The following is a 20682-nucleotide window of genomic DNA, read 5'->3' as shown; positions in this document are numbered from 1 at the left end:
CTTTTATGATGAATACCGCACTTTCTTATCATTAAAATATGCAAGATAAAATTATGACAACTGAAATGAATTACGAAGGCATTGAGCAAATGCCTCTCCGTCAATTTACGGAAAAAGCCTATTTAAATTACTCCATGTACGTCATTATGGATCGTGCTTTGCCTTTTATTGGCGACGGACTAAAACCAGTACAACGTCGTATTATTTATGCCATGTCGGAATTGGGACTTAATGCCAGTGCAAAATATAAAAAATCGGCGCGTACCGTAGGTGATGTGTTAGGTAAATTCCACCCTCATGGCGATAGTGCTTGTTATGAAGCCATGGTGCTGATGGCACAACCTTTTTCCTATCGCTATCCCCTTGTTGATGGACAAGGTAACTGGGGTGCACCTGATGATCCTAAATCTTTTGCGGCGATGCGTTATACAGAATCTCGCTTATCAAAGATTTCCGAAATTTTACTCTCAGAATTAGGGCAAGGCACTGTTAATTATCAAGCGAACTTTGACGGAACCTTAGAAGAACCCCAATATTTACCCGCTCGTTTACCTCATATTCTACTTAACGGCACAACGGGGATCGCCGTAGGTATGGCAACAGATATTCCACCCCATAATCTCAATGAAGTAGCTGATGCAGCTATTATGCTATTGGATAATCCGAATGCAGATGTAGATCAGCTAATGACTGTGCTACAAGGTCCAGATTTTCCAACTGAAGCGGAGATCATTTCGCCAAAAGAAGAAATTCGTAAAATCTACGAGCAAGGGCGTGGTTCAATCAAAATGCGTGCTGTGTGGAAAAAAGAAAATGGCGAGATAATTATTACCGCACTTCCACACCAATCTTCGCCTTCAAAAATTATCGTGCAAATAGCCGAACAAATACGTGCTAAAAAATTGCCAATGGTAGAAGATATTCGTGATGAAGCTGATCATGAAAATCCAATTCGCCTCGTTATCGTTCCTCGTTCAAATCGAGTGGATACCGATATGCTTATGGCGCATTTATTCGCTACCACAGATTTAGAAAAAAGCTATCGTGTCAATATGAATATGATTGGTTTAGATAATAAACCAGCGGTCAAAAACCTTGTTCAAATCCTCAATGAATGGCTCACATTCCGCCGTCAAACTGTGACTCGCCGCTTACAATATCGCTTGGACAAAGTCTTAAATCGCTTGCATATTTTGGACGGTTTACTCATCGCTTTTTTAAATATTGATGAAATTATTGAGATTATCCGTCACGAAGATAAACCAAAAGAGGTCTTAATTTCACGCTTTAACTTAAGCGATGAACAAGCAGAGGCAATTTTAAATTTACGCTTGCGCCATTTAGCCAAATTAGAAGAGCAAGAATTGCAAGCGGAGAAAAACAATTTAGAAAAAGAACGAGATAGTTTAGAGCAAATTTTAAATTCTGAACGCCGTTTAAATAATTTGATCAAAAAAGAAATTCAACAAGATGCGAAAACCTTTGCAAGTCCACGCTTATCGCCTTTAGTGGAACGAGCCGAAGCAAAAGCCATTTCAGAAACAGAAATGACCCCAGCGGAACCTGTGACCGTTATTTTATCGGAAATGGGTTGGGTGCGTTGTGCCAAAGGGCATGATATTGATGCAGCAGGCTTAAGCTACAAAGCAGGTGACAAATATTTGAGCCATGCTTATGGTAAGAGCAATCAACCAGCGGTATTCATTGACAGTACTGGACGTAGCTATACTTTAGATCCGCTTTCCTTGCCTTCTGCTCGTTCACAAGGAGAACCACTAACAGGCAAATTAACCTTACCCGTTGGCGCAACGGTTGAGCATTTACTTATGGAAAATGACAGTCAATCTTTACTTATGGCATCTGATGCTGGCTATGGGTTTATTTGTAAATTTGAAGATTTAGTTTCTCGTAATAAAGCAGGAAAAGCAGTAATTTCGCTACCCGAAAATGCAAAAACATTGCCGCCTTTAATTGTGCAAAATTCTACCGCACTTTTAGTTGCCTTAACTTCAGCCAATAGAATGTTAGTTTTCCCTGTGGCTGACTTACCAGAATTAGCCAAAGGTAAAGGCAATAAAATCATTAATATTTCTTCTGCAAATGCAAAAGAGCGGTCGGAATTATTAGTGAAATTATTCTTAATCAGCGATAAAGCCAGTTTGGTCTTCCATGCAGGAAAACGAAAAATTACCTTAAAACCCGAAGATGTACAAAAATTCCGTGCAGAACGAGGACGTAAAGGTTCCCCATTACCACGTGGATTACATCATGGCGTTGAGATTGAAGTAATTGATAATGTGGAGTAATCTCCAATATTGATAGGAATAAGATTTTTTAGTGGCAACAATGCTAAAAATCTTGCCAGAAATGCGCTAGAATATTGTTGCTTTTTTTATTAACAAGACAGAAGGAAAATAAATATGTACGCTGTTATTTTTGGTCGTTCAGGTTGCCCATATTGTGTTCGTGCAAAAAACCTCGCAGAAAAATTAAAAACTACTCTTGATGATTTTGACTACCGCTATATTGATATTGTTGCTGAAGGTATTAGCAAAGCAGATTTATCATTATCTGTCGGTAAACCAGTGGAAACTGTGCCACAAATTTTCATTGATGAAAAACCAATTGGCGGTTGCACTGATTTTGAAGCATTAATGAAAGCACAATTTAATATTGTAGCTTAATGATTTGAGTGTAAAAAGTGCGGTATTTCTACCGCACTTTTTCTTTGTTCTTTTCTGAACTAAATACAGCTGTTTTCAATGTCCCCAATAATTCTTTTTGAATATGGCTTAAGCGTAGTTTTTCCTCTGGGGTAACGGCAATTGGGCGACAAAATTCCATGGCTTTGATACCTAAACGGGCAGTCAATAAACCCACGCCGATGCCTTGCGCTATTCTTGCTGAAAGTTTTGCGGTGATGTTTTGAGAGAGCCAATCTAGTCCAATATCTTGAATAACTTCCGTTGCACCAGCAAACGCCATATTCAAAAACACCATGCGCAACAAACGAATACGGCTAAAATAACCGAGCTCAATACCATAAAGTTTGGCTAATTGATTAATGAGACGAATATTGCGCCAAGCAATAAAAAACATATCTACAATCGCTAAAGGGCTAACCGCCACAATCAACGCACTTTCAACGGCATTTTTGCTAATTAATTTTTTCGCTACTTGATCAAAGGGGATAAGCACATTTTGACTAAATAAGCGCATTATCTCTTGCTCTGTATAGGCATCGTGAATTTGCGCCTGCCAGCTGACTAAGTGCGGTGACTTTTCATCAATATCCATCAGTGAGGCAATTTTTAAACAAAAATCTTTGGCTTCAGAGGAAGAAACTTGCGCTAAATTAACCGCACTTTTGTTGATTAATTCTCGGCTTTGTTCTTGCAATAACAAGCGTTTCTTTAATTTCACTAAACGGCGCCATTCTTTTATGATGGCACCAAGCCCAAGCAAGACAATAAACAAGCTCACCAAGGCAAAAACAAAGATAATCCATTGATTATCTCGCCAACTATCAAGTAGCCATTGCACAGATTGCGCCAAAGTACCGCTCACAAATAAGCCGATAGTCGCCATCAATAATCTTTGCCAAAAAGTCGATTTTTTACTAACAAGGCGTTCAAAATGAACGTCAGTATTTGCTTGTTCTATCGCACTTTCAGGCTGGGAAAGATCAATTTCTACCGATAAATTATCCTGCGCAAATTCTTGCTTCGGCACGAAATTTTCCTCCGCACTTTGTTCAATATCTTCTGCTTGAAAAACTTTTTTTTGCATATTTATATCCTAATCTAACTTATCAGCTAATAAAAATTGGAAAACAGCGTCCATGCGTAAATGGGCAATGGGCTCGCCTTGTTGTACGGGAAGTGGCTCAAATTGATCGAAGGCAAAACTGTGTTTTTGCCAAAACTCAGCACTTGGCAATTTACTCGGCACAGAGCCCGGATAGACAATAATTTTTTGTTTATCCGTTGATCTAATGCCTTGTAGCGCTTTAATTTTTTTGCCATTTTGCGTCACTTGCACTTGTTGCGTTGAGCGAATGGCTGAAATGGCGGTGTATTCCGTATCTATGCCTTCGTATTCCACATAGCGCCCCCCTTCTTGCACTAATTGGCGCATTAGGCTGACTAAATTGGGGAATTGCTCCAAAGTAATATGATCGGCTTTTGTGGCAATAAACATCAATTTATCAATTTTTGGCGAAAACAAGCGGTTAAATAAGGTTCGTTTGCCATAATGAAAATTTTTGAATAATTGTTGCAAGGCATTTTGCATATCTTGAAAGGCTTGACGACTATGGTTAAGTGGCGTTAAGCAATCCGCTAAAATGACTTGGCGATCAAAAGTGGAAAAATAATCTTGATAGAAACCTTTGACGATTTTTTGTTGATAATAAGCATAGCGTTTGTTCAAAATTGCAAAATAACTGCTAGATTTAGACCGCTCTTTTAAGCTTTGCCACTCTTGTTCCGTTAAATGAATAAGCGGGAAAAATTGTAATGCGGGCGCACCTTTTAACTCACCAGGCAAGACAAAACGCCCCGGCTGTATTAAGTGCAAGCCCTGTTGCTTACAAGCAAATAAAAAATCCGTATAGTCTTGGGCAAGTTGAGCAAGAATTTCTTCGTCTGCGGTTGCTGTGAGATCTAAAGTGCGGATCTTATTAAGCCAGTTTTGCGCTAAATCTTGTCGTTTTCCGTTCAATAGTTCCTGCTGTTGTAAAGACCATTGCTTAAAATCTAAATCCAACAAAGGCAGATCCAATAGCCACTCTCCCGGATAATCAAAAATATCTAAATACAATGTGCCTTTTTCTTTTATGTGGCGCATTAAGCCCTCTTTGCGCACATAGCGAATTGCTAAACGAGTTTCGCTGACACCTTCTGTTGACTTAAACCAACTGGCTGGCTCATTTGTTAGCGCCTTCATATTTTGCTCATAGTCAAAACGGGGAATACTGAGATCGATTTGCCCAATACGTTTTACCCCCTGAATACTGTTATTTTGCGCGGGTAAAAAGAGAGGAAGATGTTTATTATCAACGGAATTAATATGTAAGAGTTGGTTAATAAAGCTGGTAATAAAAGCCGTTTTGCCACTACGACTTAAACCAGTGACCGCAATACGCAAAGTGCGGTCCATTCCACGATTAATGAGAGTATCAATTTCTTTCTGGATAAAATTAAACATTTTTATTTCTATATTGTCTTAATATGCCTTACAATTCCCGCATAATTTATCATAATTAATTGAGTTATGCTGACGAAAAACATTTTCACTTTTTGGAGTTTATTAGGCGGGTTACTTTTTAGTTTACCCGCTTTTAGTGCACCTAAAATCCCAAAAGTTCTTACTGATAATGGTTTAATTTACTGTACCAATGCTGGCAGCTTTTCTTTTAATCCTCAAACAGCCGATGCGGGAACTAGCATGAATGTGGTGACAGAGCAAATTTACAATAAATTATTTGAGATCAAAAATCACAGCGCTAATCTCGAGCCAGTATTGGCTAAATCTTACGAAGTTTCACCAGACGGCAAAATCATTACCATTAACTTGCGCAAAGGCGTTAAGTTTCATCATACAAATTGGTTTACCCCAAGTCGTGATTTTAATGCGGATGATGTAGTTTTTTCATTAAATCGTGTACTTGGTCATAACATGGCACTCCCTGAGCTAGATCAAAGTAGTATTAGTTACAAAAATCCGCAATATAAGGTCTATCATGAGCAAAGCAAAAAAGTGCATTTTCCTTATTTTGAAAGTATTAAGTTAAATGAAAAAATTCAAGAAGTTAAAGCGCTTAACCCTTACCAAGTTGAGATTAGGTTGTTTAAACCTGATGCCTCTGTACTTTCTCATTTAGCGAGTCAGTATGCCATTATTTTTTCGCAAGAATACGCATTACAATTGAATGCGGACGATAATTTAGCACAATTAGATAATTTACCCGTCGGCACTGGTCCATACCAAGTTAAAGATTATTTCCGTAACCAATATGTACGCCTTATTCGTAATCCGAATTATTGGCAAAAAGATGCCAAAATCGAGAATGTAATTATTGATCTTTCTGCCAATCGTTCTGGTAGGTTAATTAAATTTTTTAATAATGAATGCCATATTTCTTCTTATCCTGAAGTAAGCCAATTGGGATTGTTAAAACAAAATAATGAAAAATATTACATAAAATCCATTGAGGGCATGAATTTATCTTATCTCGCATTTAACTTTCAAAAACCGCTGATGCGAGATTTAGAAGTGCGCCGTTATATTTCTCATGCAATTAATCGTCAACGCATTATCAACCTGATCTATCACAATACTGCAAGCGTGGCGAATAATATTATTCCGTCAGTTTCTTGGGCGGCGGTTGTAAATACGCCTGATTTTGCTTATGACTATAATATAAAAAAAGCAACAGAATTTTTTGAAGGGAAAAATATTCATCTTGATATGTGGGTAATAAATGAAGAACAGGTTTATAACCCTTCTCCAGTAAAAATGGCAGAATTAATTAAAGCTGATTTAGCCAAAGTGGGAGTTAATGTAAATGTTCGCAATGTTACCCGCACTTATTTAATACAACAGCTACAAGAACGAACTGAAGATTACGATATGATCTTAACAGGTTGGCTGGCGGGAAATTTAGATCCTGATAGCTTTATGCGCCCCATTTTAAGTTGTGGAACACAAAATGAAATTACGAATTTTTCAAATTGGTGTTATGCGCCTTTTGAAAATGCACTAGATAAAGCATTAACTGCATCAAATTTACGTGAGCGTGCAAGATATTATAATATTGCCCAAGAGCTGATTTTATCTGAGGTCCCTATAATTCCTGTTGCTAACGTAAAACGAGTTTTGCTCGCAAATGGAAAAGTACAGGGGGTAGAAATGACACCTTTTGGCAATATCAACTTTTCAAAACTTTCTCTTAAAAAATAATAGATTATGTAACTGGACAATAGAACAATGCTATCTTCCTTTTTTCGCCACTGCATTTTAGTCATTATTACGCTATTTATTTTATCTTTAATCAGTTATGGCATATTACTGAAAGATCCGTTAAATCAAGTGTTGGCGACACCGCACTTTTTTTCAGGTTATTTGTTTTATTTAGAAAATTTATTGCAAGGTGACTTTGGTATTACCTATCAAGGCGGAGAATCGCTAAAAGGCTTAATTTTTGCTGTTTTACCACCTACATTAGAACTTTGCATAAGTGCAATTCTTTTAGCGCTCATTTTTGGTATTCCACTTGGACTGATCAGTGCGCTATACGGTGATCATATTTGTGGTAAAGTCATTCGTACGCTGCATATTATGGGGATTTCCATTCCTGTATTTTGGCTTGCTCCAATCTTGTTGTATTTTTCTGCTATTCAAAATTGGGAAATCTCAGCTATCGGCCAATACAATTTATTGTATGAAATAAAAACGATTACAGGTTTCCCGATCATTGATGTTTGGTTTATAGAGGAGCCATATAGAATTAAAGTCATTCAAAATGTTTTACAGCACCTTGTGTTACCTACATTAGTTCTGACAATTCTACCCACTATGGACATTATTAGAATTGTGCAACAACGGGCTGATTTTTTGTTTAACCAAAATTACGTCAAAATTGCGGAAACAAGAGGTTGGTCAAAAGGAAAAATCTTGCGTAAATATATTTTGCGCAACACTCTCCCCATATTAGTTCCTCAAATGAGTCGATTATTTACGCTTGTTATGGCGCAATGTATGTTAATTGAAAGTACATTTGGCTGGCCGGGAATTGGGCATTGGTTAATTGATGCTGTTAGCCTACAAGATTATAACAGTATCTCAGTGGGTATTATTGTCGTAGGACTTTGTATCATTGCAGTTAACTTATTCATTGAATTTATCACATTCATTTTAGATCCATTTAATAAGAAGGGTTGGTATGCTAGATAAAGAACCTGAAGAATTTCGTGAAACACGCGGATTATGGCATATCTGGCAAATTTTCTATCAAGACAAATTAGCATTAGCCAGTTTTTATCTTTTTTTATTGTTAATTATTACCGCACTTTTCCATCAATTTATTGCCCCCTATGGTAGTAATGAGCAGTTTATTGGTTTTGAATTATTGCCACCCTCTTGGTCTGAAAACGGTAAAATCGCTTATTTCTTAGGAACTGATGATATTGGTCGAGATATTTTAAGCAGGCTAATTGGCGGCACAACTTATACTTTTGGAACCGCACTTCTTGTTGTCTTGTTTACTTCAGTCTTAGGCGGAGTTCTAGGAATTTGTGCTGGATTATCCCAAGGCTTAAAATCCAGAATATTAGGGCATTTTTTTGATAGTTTTCTGTCTATCCCTATTCTGCTTATTGCTATTATCATTGCTACATTAATGCAACCAAGTTTAATCAATGCAATGCTTTCTATTACTCTGGCACTGTTGCCTTACTTTATTCATGAAATTTATCAAGCTGTACAGCAAGAGCTAAAAAAGGAATATATTTTGATGTTACGACTTGATGGCGCAAGCGATTGGTTATTAGTAAAAGAAACTATTTTGCCAAATATTGCTATTCGTTATATTTGCGAAATTACTCGAGCTTTTATCATTGCAATCGTTGATATTAGTGCATTGAGTTTTATATCTCTAGGCGCACAGCGCCCAACACCAGAATGGGGCGTCATGATCAAAGATTACATGGATCTTATTTACCTCGCCCCTTGGGCAACAATCTTACCGGGTGTTGCCATTATCATTACTATTGTTATAGTTCTCATTATGGCTAATGGGCTGTGTAAAGCCATTGAAAAATATTATGAATAAGGATAACTAACATGGCTTTACTGGATATTCGTAATCTTTGCATTGAAATAGAAACAGGAAAAGGGCGAGTTAAAATTGTTGATAATGTGAATTTAACCTTAAATGAAGGGGAAATTTGCGGACTAGTTGGAGAATCTGGATCGGGAAAAAGCCTCATTGCTAAAGTCATTTGTAATGCAATTAAAGAATCCTGGATTATTACCGCAGATCGTTTTCGTTTTAATGATGTGGAGTTATTGAAACTCAGCGCCAAAAAAAGACGAAAATTAGTCGGTAAAGAAATTTCCATGATTTATCAAGAACCGCTAAGCTCATTAGATCCAAGCCAAAAAATAGGCCGTCAGCTTATTCAGAATATTCCGTCTTGGACATTCAAAGGTCGTTGGTGGCAATGGTTTGGCTGGAAAAAGCGCAAAGCCATTGAGTTATTACATCGTGTAGGGGTAAAAGATCATAAAGACATCATGCAAAGCTACCCACATGAAGTCACTGAGGGTGAAGGACAGAAAATAATGATTGCGCTTGCTGTAGCGAATCAACCTCGCTTACTCATTGCCGATGAACCCACAAACTCTCTTGAGCCCATTACAAAAGCACAAATATTTCGCTTGCTAGCAAGTATGAACCAAAATCAAGGAACAAGTATTTTACTGGCAAGCAATGACATAAACAGTATTAGCGAGTGGTGTGATAGTTTTTCTATACTCTATTGTGGGCAAAATGCTGAAGCTGGACCAAAAGAAAATATTTTAGATACGCCTCATCACCCTTACACAAGAGCGTTACTTTATTCTATCCCTGATTTTAAACTGCCTTTAGTGCACAAAAGTCGTCTAGGTACACTAAAAGGCACAGTCCCACTACTAGAGGATATGCCTATTGGTTGTCGTTTAGGTCCACGTTGCCCTTTTGCTCAAAAAGAATGTATTCGTAAACCCATTGCACAACGAATTAAACAACATGAGTTTTGCTGCCATTTCCCAATTAACTTAAAAGAAAGCCAACGTAGAGAAAAAGAAGTAGAAACTAGTCCATTAGTTGTGAATGCAACCAAATAAAATAGGAAAAAAAATGAATTTGCTAGAAGTTTCCAATTTATCAAAGTGTTTTAAAGATCATGTTGGTTTATTTGGTGCAAGCCAATTTAAAGCGGTAGAAAATATCAGTTTTACTTTAGCACGCAAAAAAACCTTGGCGATTATTGGTAAAAATGGCTCAGGAAAATCAACAGTAGCCAAAATGATTGTGGGCATAATCAAGCAAACCTCTGGTGATATTCGTTTTAAAGGCCATCCTTTAGAATATGGCGATTATCAATATCGCTCGCAGCATATCCGTATGGTCTTTCAAGATCCCAATACTGCATTTAATCCACGCCTGAACGTAGGACAAATTTTGGATGCGCCTCTGCGTCTTGCCACAACATTAGATGAAGATGAGCGCAATCTTAAAATTGGTGACACACTACGCCTAGTGGGACTTTATCCCGATCATGCTAACATTAAAATTAACACCATGTCTGTCAGTCAAAAACAACGTGTTGCGATTGCTCGGACACTCATTCTTGAACCAGAAATTATTATTGCTGATGATGCCCTTGGTTCACTTGATGCCACCGTTAAAACCCAGCTGATGAATTTAATGTTAAAAATTCAAGAAAAACTCGGCATCTCTTATATTTATGTCGGTCAACATTTAGGCATAATCAAACATATCGCAGATCATGTATTAGTGATGGATGAAGGAAAAATGGTTGAATACGGCGATACAAAAACTATTTTTACCCAACCACAAAGTGACATCGCAAAACGTCTAGTAGAAAGTCATTTTGGACAAATTTTAGATGAAAGTTCATGGCGAATATAGCAATAGCAATAATGCAATTCTATAGATATATCAAAGGGGCGAAATTTTCGCCCCTCATTCTTTTCTAGCGACCCCACAGCTATCGCTCGTGCCCTCACTAGTGCTGAAAATAGCGCATTTACTACCGCACTTTTGAATAAAAAAAGCACCCATGAGGACACGGGCGCTATCGGTTAAATTTCAGGTTTGTGTATTACTACACAATGTCGTTTATTTCAAGCAACTAAAATAGCTATCTGCTGTGTATTGTAAGAAGTTAGCATAAGAATTTTTCCCTAATTTAACTTCCTCGCCCATTGGATCTAAACGACCAACTTTCACACCAGTTGCTTTACTTAAACTCTCAATAACTTTTGGCGTAAATTGTGGTTCAGCAAACAAGCAATTGACTTTATGTTCAGTAATTTCTTCTTTGATTTTCGCTAAGGTTTTAGCGCCCGGAGCCACTAATGGATTAATAGTGAAATAGCCTACTTGATTTAAGCCATAAGCATGATTGAAATAGCTGTACGCATCATGGAATACATAGAAACCTTTTGCTTTTACTGGTGCTAATTGTTTTTTAATTGCTTCATTTTTTTCAGCTAAAGTGCGGTTAAATTCTGCAAGGTTTTGTTCAATCAATGCTTTTTTATCTGGATATTGTAAGGTTAATTTCTCTGCTACTTTTTGTGCAACGATTTTGCTAATTTCTGGTGAATACCAAATATGCCAGTTAATACCTAAATCATCATGAGCGTGTTCATGTTTGTGTTCATGGTCATGTTTGTCGTCATGGTCATGCTTGTGGTCATGGTCATGTTTGTGGTCATGGTCATGCTTGTGGTCATCATGGTCATGTTTGTCGTCATCATGGTCATGGCCATGTCCGTGATCATGGTCATGATGGTGACCTGTAATTAAATGTTCTTTAGTGTCAATTTCTGAAATTTCAGCAATCGTCACTACTTTTTTAAGATCTATATCACGTAGAGTTGCATTATCTAAGAACATATCCACATCTTCGCCAACCCAAACAACTAAATCTGCTGATTTTAACTTTTGGATATCAGAAGGACGGAAACTATAATCATGTGGTGATGCGCCTGGTGGCACAATTACTTGAGTATCAGTCACACCATCAGCAATAGATGAAGCAATAAAACCTAAAGGTTTAATTGAAGTGACAACACTCGCACTCGCCGCTGCTGATACAGAAAAAAGTGCGGTACTAATTAGGGCTTTTTTAAAAGTAAATTTAGACATCAGAATACTCCCTTTTATAATTAATAATGATTATCAAAAGGCTGATTAGATTACCACTTTTTCATTAAATTACTAGAATTTTTGCAAAAGTTTTTAGGCTTTAGTCAATTTGTCTATCACTTTTGCCACAGCGAAAAAGCCAAAAGTCGCAGTAATCATGGTTGCCGCACCAAAACCATTGGCACAATTCATGCTCGCTGAAATGGTACAATCGCCGCTCATTTTGGGGAAAATTAAAGGTTGTGTAGAAAAAACACAATCTACCGCAAACTTACGTTTAGGGTTTTGTGAGAAATTATATTCTTTGCGCAAAACTGACCGCACTTTTGCCAGTAATGGATCTTGAATAGTTCGGCTAAGATCTGCTACTTGAATTTGACTAGGGTCCGTTTGCCCACCCGCACCACCAATAGTAATAATTTTGATTTTGTGGCGTTTACAATAGGCAATAAGCGCAGCTTTTACTCTCACATTATCAATGGCATCAATTACATAATCATAGCCAGTATGAATATATTCCGCCAAATTTTCCGCCATCAAAAAATCATCAATAATGTTCACTTGGCAATGAGGATTAATTAATTGCACTCGCTCTTGCATGACTTCCGTTTTTAACTTGCCAATATTGCCGGTTAATGCGGGTAATTGACGATTAATATTGGTCACACAAATATCGTCCATATCAATCATGGTAATTTGCCCGATACCAGATCGAGCAAGCGCCTCCACCACCCATGAACCCACGCCACCAATTCCGATCACACAAATATGTGCCTGTTTTAGTCGTGCTAATGCCTCTACACCATATAAGCGCCCAATGCCACCAAAGCGCTGTTCATAATTATCTATACGTTCTGTCATTATTGTAACAACCACACTCGACCATAATGTTTTGATAAGCCAGCAATATGCCCAGCTTTATCGCCAATTCCACGATATAAATCAAAATGATGACCTTTTACTGCCCCACCAACATCCAATGCCACCATTAAATGCAATGTATGCTCTCCCGTCCAATGACCTGCATCATCAATTTGCGGTACTTCTACCAAAACAACTGAGCCAGTAGGAATGACATTTTTATCACTTGCAATAGATGCCATTGGTACTAAAGGTACGCCCGCAGAGCCTCGTACTTTACCATTTGGATCTTTTTTAAAGAAAACATAAGAAGGATTACGTTCTAATAAGGCTTGTAAACGTGAAGGATTTGCCTTTGCCCAATCTTTAATTGCTTGAATAGACATTTTTTCTTTAGCAATTTCGCCATCTTCCACCAGCAATCGTCCCACTGCCACATAATCAAAACCATTTTGTCCTGCGTAAGCAAAATAACTTAAATCGCCATTACCAAAATCCACATAACCACTACCTTGCACTCCGAGTAAAAAGTTATCAATCATCGAATCGGAATAAGCTAATTCAAGCCCTTTGCCTTGCAATGCACCAGCATAAATTTGTGCACGAGAAAAACGTTTATTCTTTGGCATGGCATAAATAGGTTGGTTATATTTGCCTTGTGGCTTATGACGAGCATGAATAACTGGCGAATAATATCCTGTCATTAATACATTTTGATAGCCATCATGTCCCTTCATAATTTGCGCTTGGATACCATAATTGGCTAGTTCTTTCGTATTGGCGCCAGACAAGACCCAATTAGTCACTTTTCCATAAGTATTAGCAAATTTATCTACTAAACGGCTTGATGCTTGGCGAATATTAGAAAGCTGAGTTAAGAAATCTCCTTGATTTATGACCGCACTTTTATTATCAACAGAAGAAACTGGCATTAATGTGGTTTGTTGATAGCTACGTCCAGCATATTTTGCCCCAAACTGCTCAGGACCAGTTTGATAGTTTGTTTTAGGTTGATTAGTAGAACAAGCAGCCAAAATAACCGCTGAAAATAAAATACTTGGTTTAAATATTGTTTTTATAGAAAAATTCATATTGAGCTTAAATAAAAGGAAAGTTTGCAAACGGCGTAAGGTAGCAAAAAAACAATAAAATATATAGCGTTTTCTCTCTCGGTTCGGACAAAAAAATGACAATTCGTTTAATTTTATGCCAAACAAACATAAATCATTAAATTTATACTTGCATTCAAATTTTAAAAGCGTATATTACGCCCTCACAGACGCGGGGTGGAGCAGCTTGGTAGCTCGTCGGGCTCATAACCCGAAGGTCGTTGGTTCAAATCCAGCCCCCGCAACCAGATTCATAAGCCAGTGATTTTATCGCTGGCTTTTTTGTTAAAATTCAACCTTAAATCTCTCCTTTAATTCTTGTAGTTGATCTCTTATTGCTGCCGCTTTCTCAAACTCAAGATCCTGAGCAAATTTATACATTTGTTGCTCAAGTTTTTTCACTTGTTGCTGATAGTCTTTTGGCGATTTTATTTGATAAAGCGCGGTCGGTTCTGCCACAGTTTGTGCTCGAGATTTTGCCTTAGCTTTGGTTGTTGCACCTTGTCCAATATCCAATAACTCACCCACTTTTTTGTTTAACGCCTGCGGCACAATGCCTTTTTCTGCATTGTATTTCATTTGTTTTTCACGGCGGCGTTGGGTTTCATCAATGGCTTTTTGCATGGATTTTGTCATGCTATCAGCATATAAAATCGCTTTTCCTTTCAAATTGCGTGCCGCACGTCCAATGGTTTGAATAAGAGAACGTTCGGAACGTAGAAAACCTTCTTTATCTGCATCTAAAATTGCCACCAGCGATACTTCTGGAATATCCAACCCTTCTCGCAACAAGTTAATTCCAACTAAAACATCAAATTCACCTAAACGTAAATCACGAATAATTTCAACACGTTCAACCGTATCAATATCAGAATGTAGATAACGTACGCGAACACCATGCTCTTCCAGATAATCGGTTAAATCTTCTGCCATACGCTTGGTCAAAGTGGTAACCAAAACTCGCTCATTTTGATCCGCTCTTTTTCTTGCTTCAGATAACAGATCATCCACTTGAATAGCCACTGGACGTATTTCAATTTCTGGATCAAGTAATCCCGTTGGACGTACAACTTGATCAATAATTTCATTGCCTGATTTTTCTAGCTCATAAGGTCCCGGCGTTGCAGACACATAAATAGTTTGCGGTGCCAAACGCTCAAATTCCTCAAAACGCAACGGACGATTATCTAATGCCGATGGCAAACGAAAACCATATTCCACAAGAGTTTCTTTACGAGAACGGTCACCTCGATACATTCCACCAATTTGTGGCACAGTAACATGGCTTTCATCAATAATTAACAACGCATCAGAAGGCATATAATCAAATAATGTTGGTGGCGGTTGCCCTTCATCACGCCCTGACAAATAGCGTGAGTAGTTTTCAATTCCCGAGCAATAACCAAGCTCATTCATCATTTCAATATCAAATTGAGTGCGCTGAGTTAATCGTTGTTCTTCTACCAGTCGATTATTCGCTAACAAATATTCACGCCGCTCTTTAAGCTCCAATTTAATTTTTTCAATGGCATCTAAAATTCGTTCTCTTGGCGTTACATAATGAGTTTTTGGATAAATGGTATAACGAGGCACAGCGCCAAAACTTGTATTTGTGAGCGGATCAAATAAACTCAAACGCTCAATTTCATCATCGAATAACTCAATACGCACAGCACGATCATCAGATTCGGCTGGGAAAATATCAATAATTTCCCCCCGCACTCTAAAGGTTCCACGCTGAAAAGCTTGATCATTACGAGTGTATTGCAACTCCGCTAATTTGGCTAAAATCTGACGTTGGTTAATAATGGCACCACTTTGCAAATGCAACATCATTTTTAAATAGCTATCAGGATCGCCCAAACCATAAATAGCAGAAACAGAGGCGACTACAATGGTATCTCGGCGCTCAAGGAAAGATTTCGTTGCAGACAAACGCATTTGTTCAATTTGATCATTAATTGACGCATCTTTTTCAATAAAAGTATCGCTACTTGGTACATAGGCTTCAGGTTGATAATAATCATAATAAGAAACGAAATATTCCACCGCATTTTCAGGGAAAAAAGCTTTCATCTCTGCATAAAGTTGTGCTGCTAAAGTTTTGTTTGGCGCCAACAACATCGCTGGACGATTAAGTTTTGCAATCACATTAGCAATAGTAAAAGTCTTACCTGAGCCAGTTACACCAAGTAAAGTTTGATGTGCTAACCCATCATTGAGATTTTCCGCTAATTTCTCAATAGCCTGTGGCTGATCGCCCGAGGGTTGAAATTCAGAATGTAAAATAAAAGGCTTAGTATTAATCTTGGTCATAGCAATAAAAATAGGGAGAAAAGTGCGGTGCATTTTAGCATAAAATATGAAAACGCATTTTAAATGTGGCTAGACTTTTATAAAAGAAGTACCTCGAATATAGAAAGTTTTAATTATACAAATTTAAAACTGCTATTTAGATCGCTTAATAACAGATATAATTATCGAAGATCAAATAAAAATCTGAAGTGAGGAAACTATGCTAGTTATTGATAACATTAATACATTGCTTGGCGATGAAATCAAAAAATCCTTACGCTCGAAAGACAAACTCAAAATTTCAGCTTCTTGCTTTTCAATTTATGCTTATGAAGCATTACGAGACGAACTTGCCCAAATTGACTCACTTCAATTTCTCTTTACTTCCCCTACTTTTACAAAAGATGCGATTAGTGACAGCTTGCCGAAAACTCATCGTGAATTTTTTATTCCGAAAATAAATCGTGAAAAAAGCTTATATGGCACAGAGTTTGAAATTCAACTTAAAAATAAGCTGACTCAAAAAGCCATAGCGAAAGAATGTGCTGATTGGATTAGACGTAAAGCTATTTTTAAAACCAATAAAACAAATGCCTCAATGCAACAGTTTGCAATTATTGAAAACAATTCAGACAAAGAGAGCTTTTTTCCCATTGATGGCTTTACGGCGGTAAGTTTAGGCTATCAGCAAGGCAATGCTATTTCTAGTTTTACTCACAAATATGAACCGGCAGAAATCGCAGTAACACAAAACTACATTAATGTTTTTGAACAAATTTGGCACGATGATGAAAAATTGCAAGATGTCACAGAAACGCTCTGCCAGCAAATTGAGAATGTATATAAAGAGAATGCCCCAGAATATCTTTATTTTTTAATTATCTATCAAATTTTTAGCACTTTTTTAGAAGACATTAATGCTGATGTTCTACCAAATGATCGCACTGGTTATCAAGACACACTAATCTGGAATAAATTATTTGATTATCAAAAAGATGCCGTAAATGGCATTATCAATAAACTTGAAACTTATAATGGCTGTATTTTGGCAGATAGTGTTGGTTTGGGTAAAACTTTCACTGCATTGGCGGTTATCAAATATTACGAACTGCGCAATCGTGCTGTACTCGTGCTTTGTCCAAAAAAATTAGCTGATAACTGGCTAACTTATAACCGCAATTTAACCACCAATCTTTTTGCTAAAGATCGCTTTAATTATGATGTGTTATGCCATACGGATTTAAGTCGTACAAGCGGTGAATCTTTTGGAATGAAGCTAAATCAAGTGAACTGGGGAAATTATGATCTAGTCGTCATTGATGAATCGCACAATTTCCGCAATAGCGAAGCATTAAGAGGAAAAGAAACCCGCTATCAAAAACTGATGAACCAAGTGATTAAGTCAGGCGTAAAAACCAAAGTGCTAATGCTTTCTGCAACGCCAGTAAATAACCGATTTATGGATTTACGCAATCAACTTGCCCTTGCTTATGAAGGACATTCGCAAAATTTAAGCAAATTATTGAAATCCACCCGAAGTATTGAGGAAATTTTCCGTAATGCACAACGAGCTTTTAACGAATGGACAAAATTACCAGCACCAAACCGCACAACCAAAGCGATTTTAGACAAATTAGATTTTGATTTCTTTGAACTCTTAGATAGCGTAACCATTGCTCGCTCACGCAAACATATCCAAAAATTTTACGATACAAAAGAAATTGGTGAATTTCCAACACGTTTAAAACCAATATCTTATCGTTGTCAATTAACGGATTTAGATAATGTTGATCAGCTTAATGATTTATTGGCGAAGCTGTTACGCTCATTAAAATTAACGGTCTATACGCCGATTAACTATATTTTCCCAAGCCAATTGGCAAAATATGAAGATATGTATGATACGGAGTTGAGCAATCAAAAGGTAAAATTTAAACAATCTGATCGTGAAAAAAGTTTAGTGGCTTTAATGTCCACCAACTTACTAAAACGTTTAGAAAGCTCAGTTTATGCTTTCCGTTTAACCTTAGAAAAATTATTAACGCAATATAAGCAAAACCTATCTGCCATTGAAGTATTTAAAAAGCAACAAACAAATACCGAAATAGAAAGTGCTATTGTTTATGACGATCAAGATGAAGATCTACCAAGTAGCATTGAAATTGGTGACAAAATTAAAATCAAACTGGCAGATATGGATATTACCTCTTGGGAGCAAGAACTGCGTGTAGATCTTGTCATCATTGAAGAAATGCTTATGTCTGTTGGGCAAATCACCGAAAAATATGACTATAAACTCCAGCATTTGGCGAATAAAGTGCTGGAAAAAATGCAAAATCCAATCAACCCGAATAATAAAAAGATCATCATTTTTACCGCTTTTGCCGATACCGCACACTATTTGTATCAACATCTATCGCCATTGGTTAAACAACAAATGGGACTACATACTGCCTTAGTCACAGGTTCAGATAACCCACAAAGCACTCTTCAGCCTCATTATCGCCGCCAGCATTATGACTTGCAGGAAATACTGACACTTTTCTCGCCAATGTCTAAATCAAAATCAGCTGTTTTACCTCAAGAAAATGCAGAAATTGATTTATTAATTGCCACAGACTGTATTTCCGAAGGGCAAAATTTACAGGATTGTGATTATCTAATTAACTACGATATTCATTGGAACCCAGTACGCATTATCCAACGTTTTGGGCGAATTGACCGTATTGGCTCGCCAAATGAAAAAATTCAGCTAGTCAATTACTGGCCTGATGTTGATTTAGATGAATATATCAACCTCAAAGAGCGTGTTGAGAAGAAAATGACCATTGTTGATATGACTGCAACGGGCGATGATAACCTACTCTCGCAACATACCGATGAAATGGCTTATCGCAAAGAACAGCTTAAACGTCTACAAGAAGAGGTTATCGACTTAGAAGATGTCAAAACAGGCGTATCCATTATGGATTTAGGGCTAAATGAATTTAGAATGGATCTTCTCAACTTTATTCAGCAATATGGCGAACCAACCACAGCGCCAACAGGCTTACATGCCGTTGTGCCAACAAATAACGAGTTAAATTTACAAGCTGGTATCATTTTTGCGTTGAAGCACATCAATGCTACAACACCACTTGATCAACAAAACCGCTTGCACCCTTATTATTTAGTCTATATCGGCAATAATGGCGAAATTATTACCAATCATTTAGAAATTAAAGCCATGTTGGATCTACTGCGTAGCTGTTGCAAAGGGAAAAATAAACCTATCACGCAAGTCTGCAATATTTTTAACCGTCTCACAAAAGATGGGCAAAAGATGCAACATTGTTCAGAGCTACTAAATCAAGCCATTCACTCTATGGTTGAAACCAAAGAGCAGAAAGATGTTTTGAGCCTCTTTTCAGAAGGGGAAACAACGGCATTAACTAATCAAATCAAAGGATTAGAAGACTTTGAGCTAATCGCATTTATCGTCATCCAAGAGGAAAATGCCTAATGCAAGTGGTCGGATTTTGCTGGAATTTTCCAAAAACAACAGAAACCAAAATGCGGATACCTAAAAATGTGCTGTACGAAAAACTTGAAGCCAATACCGCACTTAAACAACTTTTTGTAGAGGAAGTGGAAGAAATCATTCTTACAAATATTCTTGCACCAAGAACACTCAACATTAATCCACATTCAGAAGTGCCAGAGCTAAATATCATCACCATAACTCTGCGAAAAAAAGAATTAGATATCGCATTGATTGAAGCCATTGATAAAGCAATGCCACGCCAAGTGATATGGCAACTGCAACGCCCAATCGAAAAAGAAGAAACAGAAGAAATGGAAACATGCTATTTCGCTTGTTATAAACACAAAATGGATAACGGAAAATGGCACATTTCAAACTATTTCAAGAGCTATTGGGTTTTGCAAAAAAATGCTGAAATCAGACCGCTTCCCATTGCAACGGATAGCAAATCCCTTTATGAAACAATGCTCAAAGCCTTACTGCCGATTGATGCCAATATTCAGCCACAACAAAATATGGCAGAAATTACCGCACTTTTGGCAAAACGCACAGAGTTAGAGAAAAAAATCGCTACTCTAAGAAATAAGTTAGCAAAAGAAAAACAATTTAATCGTAAAATTAGCTTACATCATCAACTCAATGAGTTAATTGCCGAATTGGAAATGAACAGTTAACCCTATTTATAGGGATTTTTCAGTTTAATTTACGATAGCATCTTAAATTAAACTTGATTTGGGTGTTTTTATACATTTTGATGATTAAAGATAATACAGACGCTATCGGATTTTATAACGGACGCCAGCGTGGCGTCCCTACATCTACTTCGGATTTAGATGCCATAAAATAGTTGATTAAAGCTGATTGGTAACCACACCTGTTCGAAACCCTAACTAGGAGCCCAAACATCATCAACCTTATGTGGGTCTCCACTACAGAGAATAACGATTTCT

General features: G+C 37.3%; 15 protein-coding genes and 1 tRNA gene. 10 read left to right on the top strand and 6 right to left on the bottom strand.

Translation table 11 applies throughout. From position 1 onward, the window contains the following. The first annotated feature begins 53 nt into the window (after positions 1-53). Positions 54-2306: a DNA topoisomerase IV subunit A gene (parC, locus tag B0186_RS00700; RefSeq protein WP_078217468.1), complete on the top strand. Its 2253-nt coding sequence runs from the start codon at positions 54-56 to the stop codon at positions 2304-2306. Between the two features lie 114 nt (positions 2307-2420). After that, positions 2421-2684, top strand: coding sequence for a GrxA family glutaredoxin (locus B0186_RS00695; RefSeq protein ID WP_078217467.1), 264 nt, complete (start codon positions 2421-2423; stop codon positions 2682-2684). A 28-nt stretch (positions 2685-2712) separates the two neighbouring features. Here B0186_RS00695 and B0186_RS00690 read toward each other — a convergent pair whose 3' ends face one another. Both B0186_RS00690 and B0186_RS00685 read right to left on the bottom strand, forming a co-directional pair. After that, positions 2713-3789: a TIGR01620 family protein gene (locus B0186_RS00690; RefSeq protein WP_078217466.1), complete on the bottom strand. Its 1077-nt coding sequence runs from the start codon at positions 3787-3789 to the stop codon at positions 2713-2715. A gap of 9 nt (positions 3790-3798) precedes the next feature. Beyond that, complete coding sequence (locus B0186_RS00685; RefSeq protein ID WP_078217465.1) at positions 3799-5208, bottom strand: YcjX family GTP-binding protein; 1410 nt, start codon at positions 5206-5208, stop codon at positions 3799-3801. A gap of 66 nt (positions 5209-5274) precedes the next feature. On the opposite strand from B0186_RS00685, the gene B0186_RS00680 reads away from it, so the two are divergent. The 5 genes from B0186_RS00680 to B0186_RS00660 are packed head-to-tail and all read left to right on the top strand — an operon-like array spanning position 5275 to position 10699. Further along, positions 5275-6963: an ABC transporter substrate-binding protein gene (locus B0186_RS00680; protein ID WP_078217464.1), complete on the top strand. Its 1689-nt coding sequence runs from the start codon at positions 5275-5277 to the stop codon at positions 6961-6963. Between the two features lie 27 nt (positions 6964-6990). After that, positions 6991-7956 carry an ABC transporter permease gene (locus B0186_RS00675; protein WP_078217463.1) on the top strand — a complete coding sequence of 322 codons (966 nt, stop codon included), beginning with the start codon at positions 6991-6993 and terminating at the stop codon, positions 7954-7956. Beyond that, positions 7946-8833, top strand: a complete 888-nt coding sequence (locus B0186_RS00670) for an ABC transporter permease subunit (RefSeq protein WP_078217462.1) — start codon at positions 7946-7948, stop codon at positions 8831-8833. Before B0186_RS00675 ends, B0186_RS00670 begins: the two co-directional genes overlap by 11 nt. A gap of 11 nt (positions 8834-8844) precedes the next feature. Beyond that, positions 8845-9891, top strand: a complete 1047-nt coding sequence (locus tag B0186_RS00665) for a peptide ABC transporter ATP-binding protein (protein WP_078217461.1) — start codon at positions 8845-8847, stop codon at positions 9889-9891. Positions 9892-9904: 13 nt separating this feature from the next. Then, positions 9905-10699: a peptide ABC transporter ATP-binding protein gene (locus B0186_RS00660; RefSeq protein WP_078217460.1), complete on the top strand. Its 795-nt coding sequence runs from the start codon at positions 9905-9907 to the stop codon at positions 10697-10699. A gap of 210 nt (positions 10700-10909) precedes the next feature. On the opposite strand, the gene znuA is transcribed toward B0186_RS00660, so the two are convergent. The 3 genes from znuA to mltA form a co-directional block, all read right to left on the bottom strand. Further along, positions 10910-11944, bottom strand: a complete 1035-nt coding sequence (znuA, locus tag B0186_RS00655; RefSeq protein WP_078217459.1) for a zinc ABC transporter substrate-binding protein ZnuA — start codon at positions 11942-11944, stop codon at positions 10910-10912. 93 nt (positions 11945-12037) lie between these two features. Beyond that, positions 12038-12805, bottom strand: a complete 768-nt coding sequence (tcdA, locus tag B0186_RS00650) for a tRNA cyclic N6-threonylcarbamoyladenosine(37) synthase TcdA (protein ID WP_078217458.1) — start codon at positions 12803-12805, stop codon at positions 12038-12040. Continuing rightward, positions 12805-13896 carry a murein transglycosylase A gene (gene mltA, locus B0186_RS00645; protein WP_078217457.1) on the bottom strand — a complete coding sequence of 364 codons (1092 nt, stop codon included), beginning with the start codon at positions 13894-13896 and terminating at the stop codon, positions 12805-12807. Before mltA ends, tcdA begins: the two co-directional genes overlap by 1 nt. Before the next feature lie 189 nt (positions 13897-14085). Between mltA and B0186_RS00640 the strand changes: the two genes are divergently transcribed. Further along, positions 14086-14162 (top strand) — tRNA-Met (locus B0186_RS00640). Positions 14163-14199: 37 nt separating this feature from the next. Here B0186_RS00640 and uvrB read toward each other — a convergent pair. Continuing rightward, positions 14200-16230, bottom strand: coding sequence for an excinuclease ABC subunit UvrB (gene uvrB, locus B0186_RS00635; RefSeq protein WP_078217634.1), 2031 nt, complete (start codon positions 16228-16230; stop codon positions 14200-14202). 199 nt (positions 16231-16429) lie between these two features. On the opposite strand from uvrB, the gene B0186_RS00630 reads away from it, so the two are divergent. Together B0186_RS00630 and B0186_RS00625 are read left to right on the top strand one after the other, a co-directional pair. Next, the gene (locus B0186_RS00630) at positions 16430-19711 is read left to right on the top strand and encodes a helicase-related protein (RefSeq protein WP_078217456.1); all 3282 of its coding nucleotides are present in this window, start codon (positions 16430-16432) and stop codon (positions 19709-19711) included. After that, complete coding sequence (locus tag B0186_RS00625) at positions 19711-20406, top strand: DUF4391 domain-containing protein (RefSeq protein ID WP_078217455.1); 696 nt, start codon at positions 19711-19713, stop codon at positions 20404-20406. The genes B0186_RS00630 and B0186_RS00625 overlap by 1 nt, the downstream gene beginning before the upstream one ends. Positions 20407-20682 lie beyond the last annotated feature (276 nt).

Origin of the sequence: Canicola haemoglobinophilus (genome assembly GCF_002015075.1) — a bacterium.
Lineage (GTDB): Bacteria > Pseudomonadota > Gammaproteobacteria > Enterobacterales > Pasteurellaceae > Canicola > Canicola haemoglobinophilus.
This window is presented reverse-complemented; position numbering and strand designations above follow the sequence as displayed.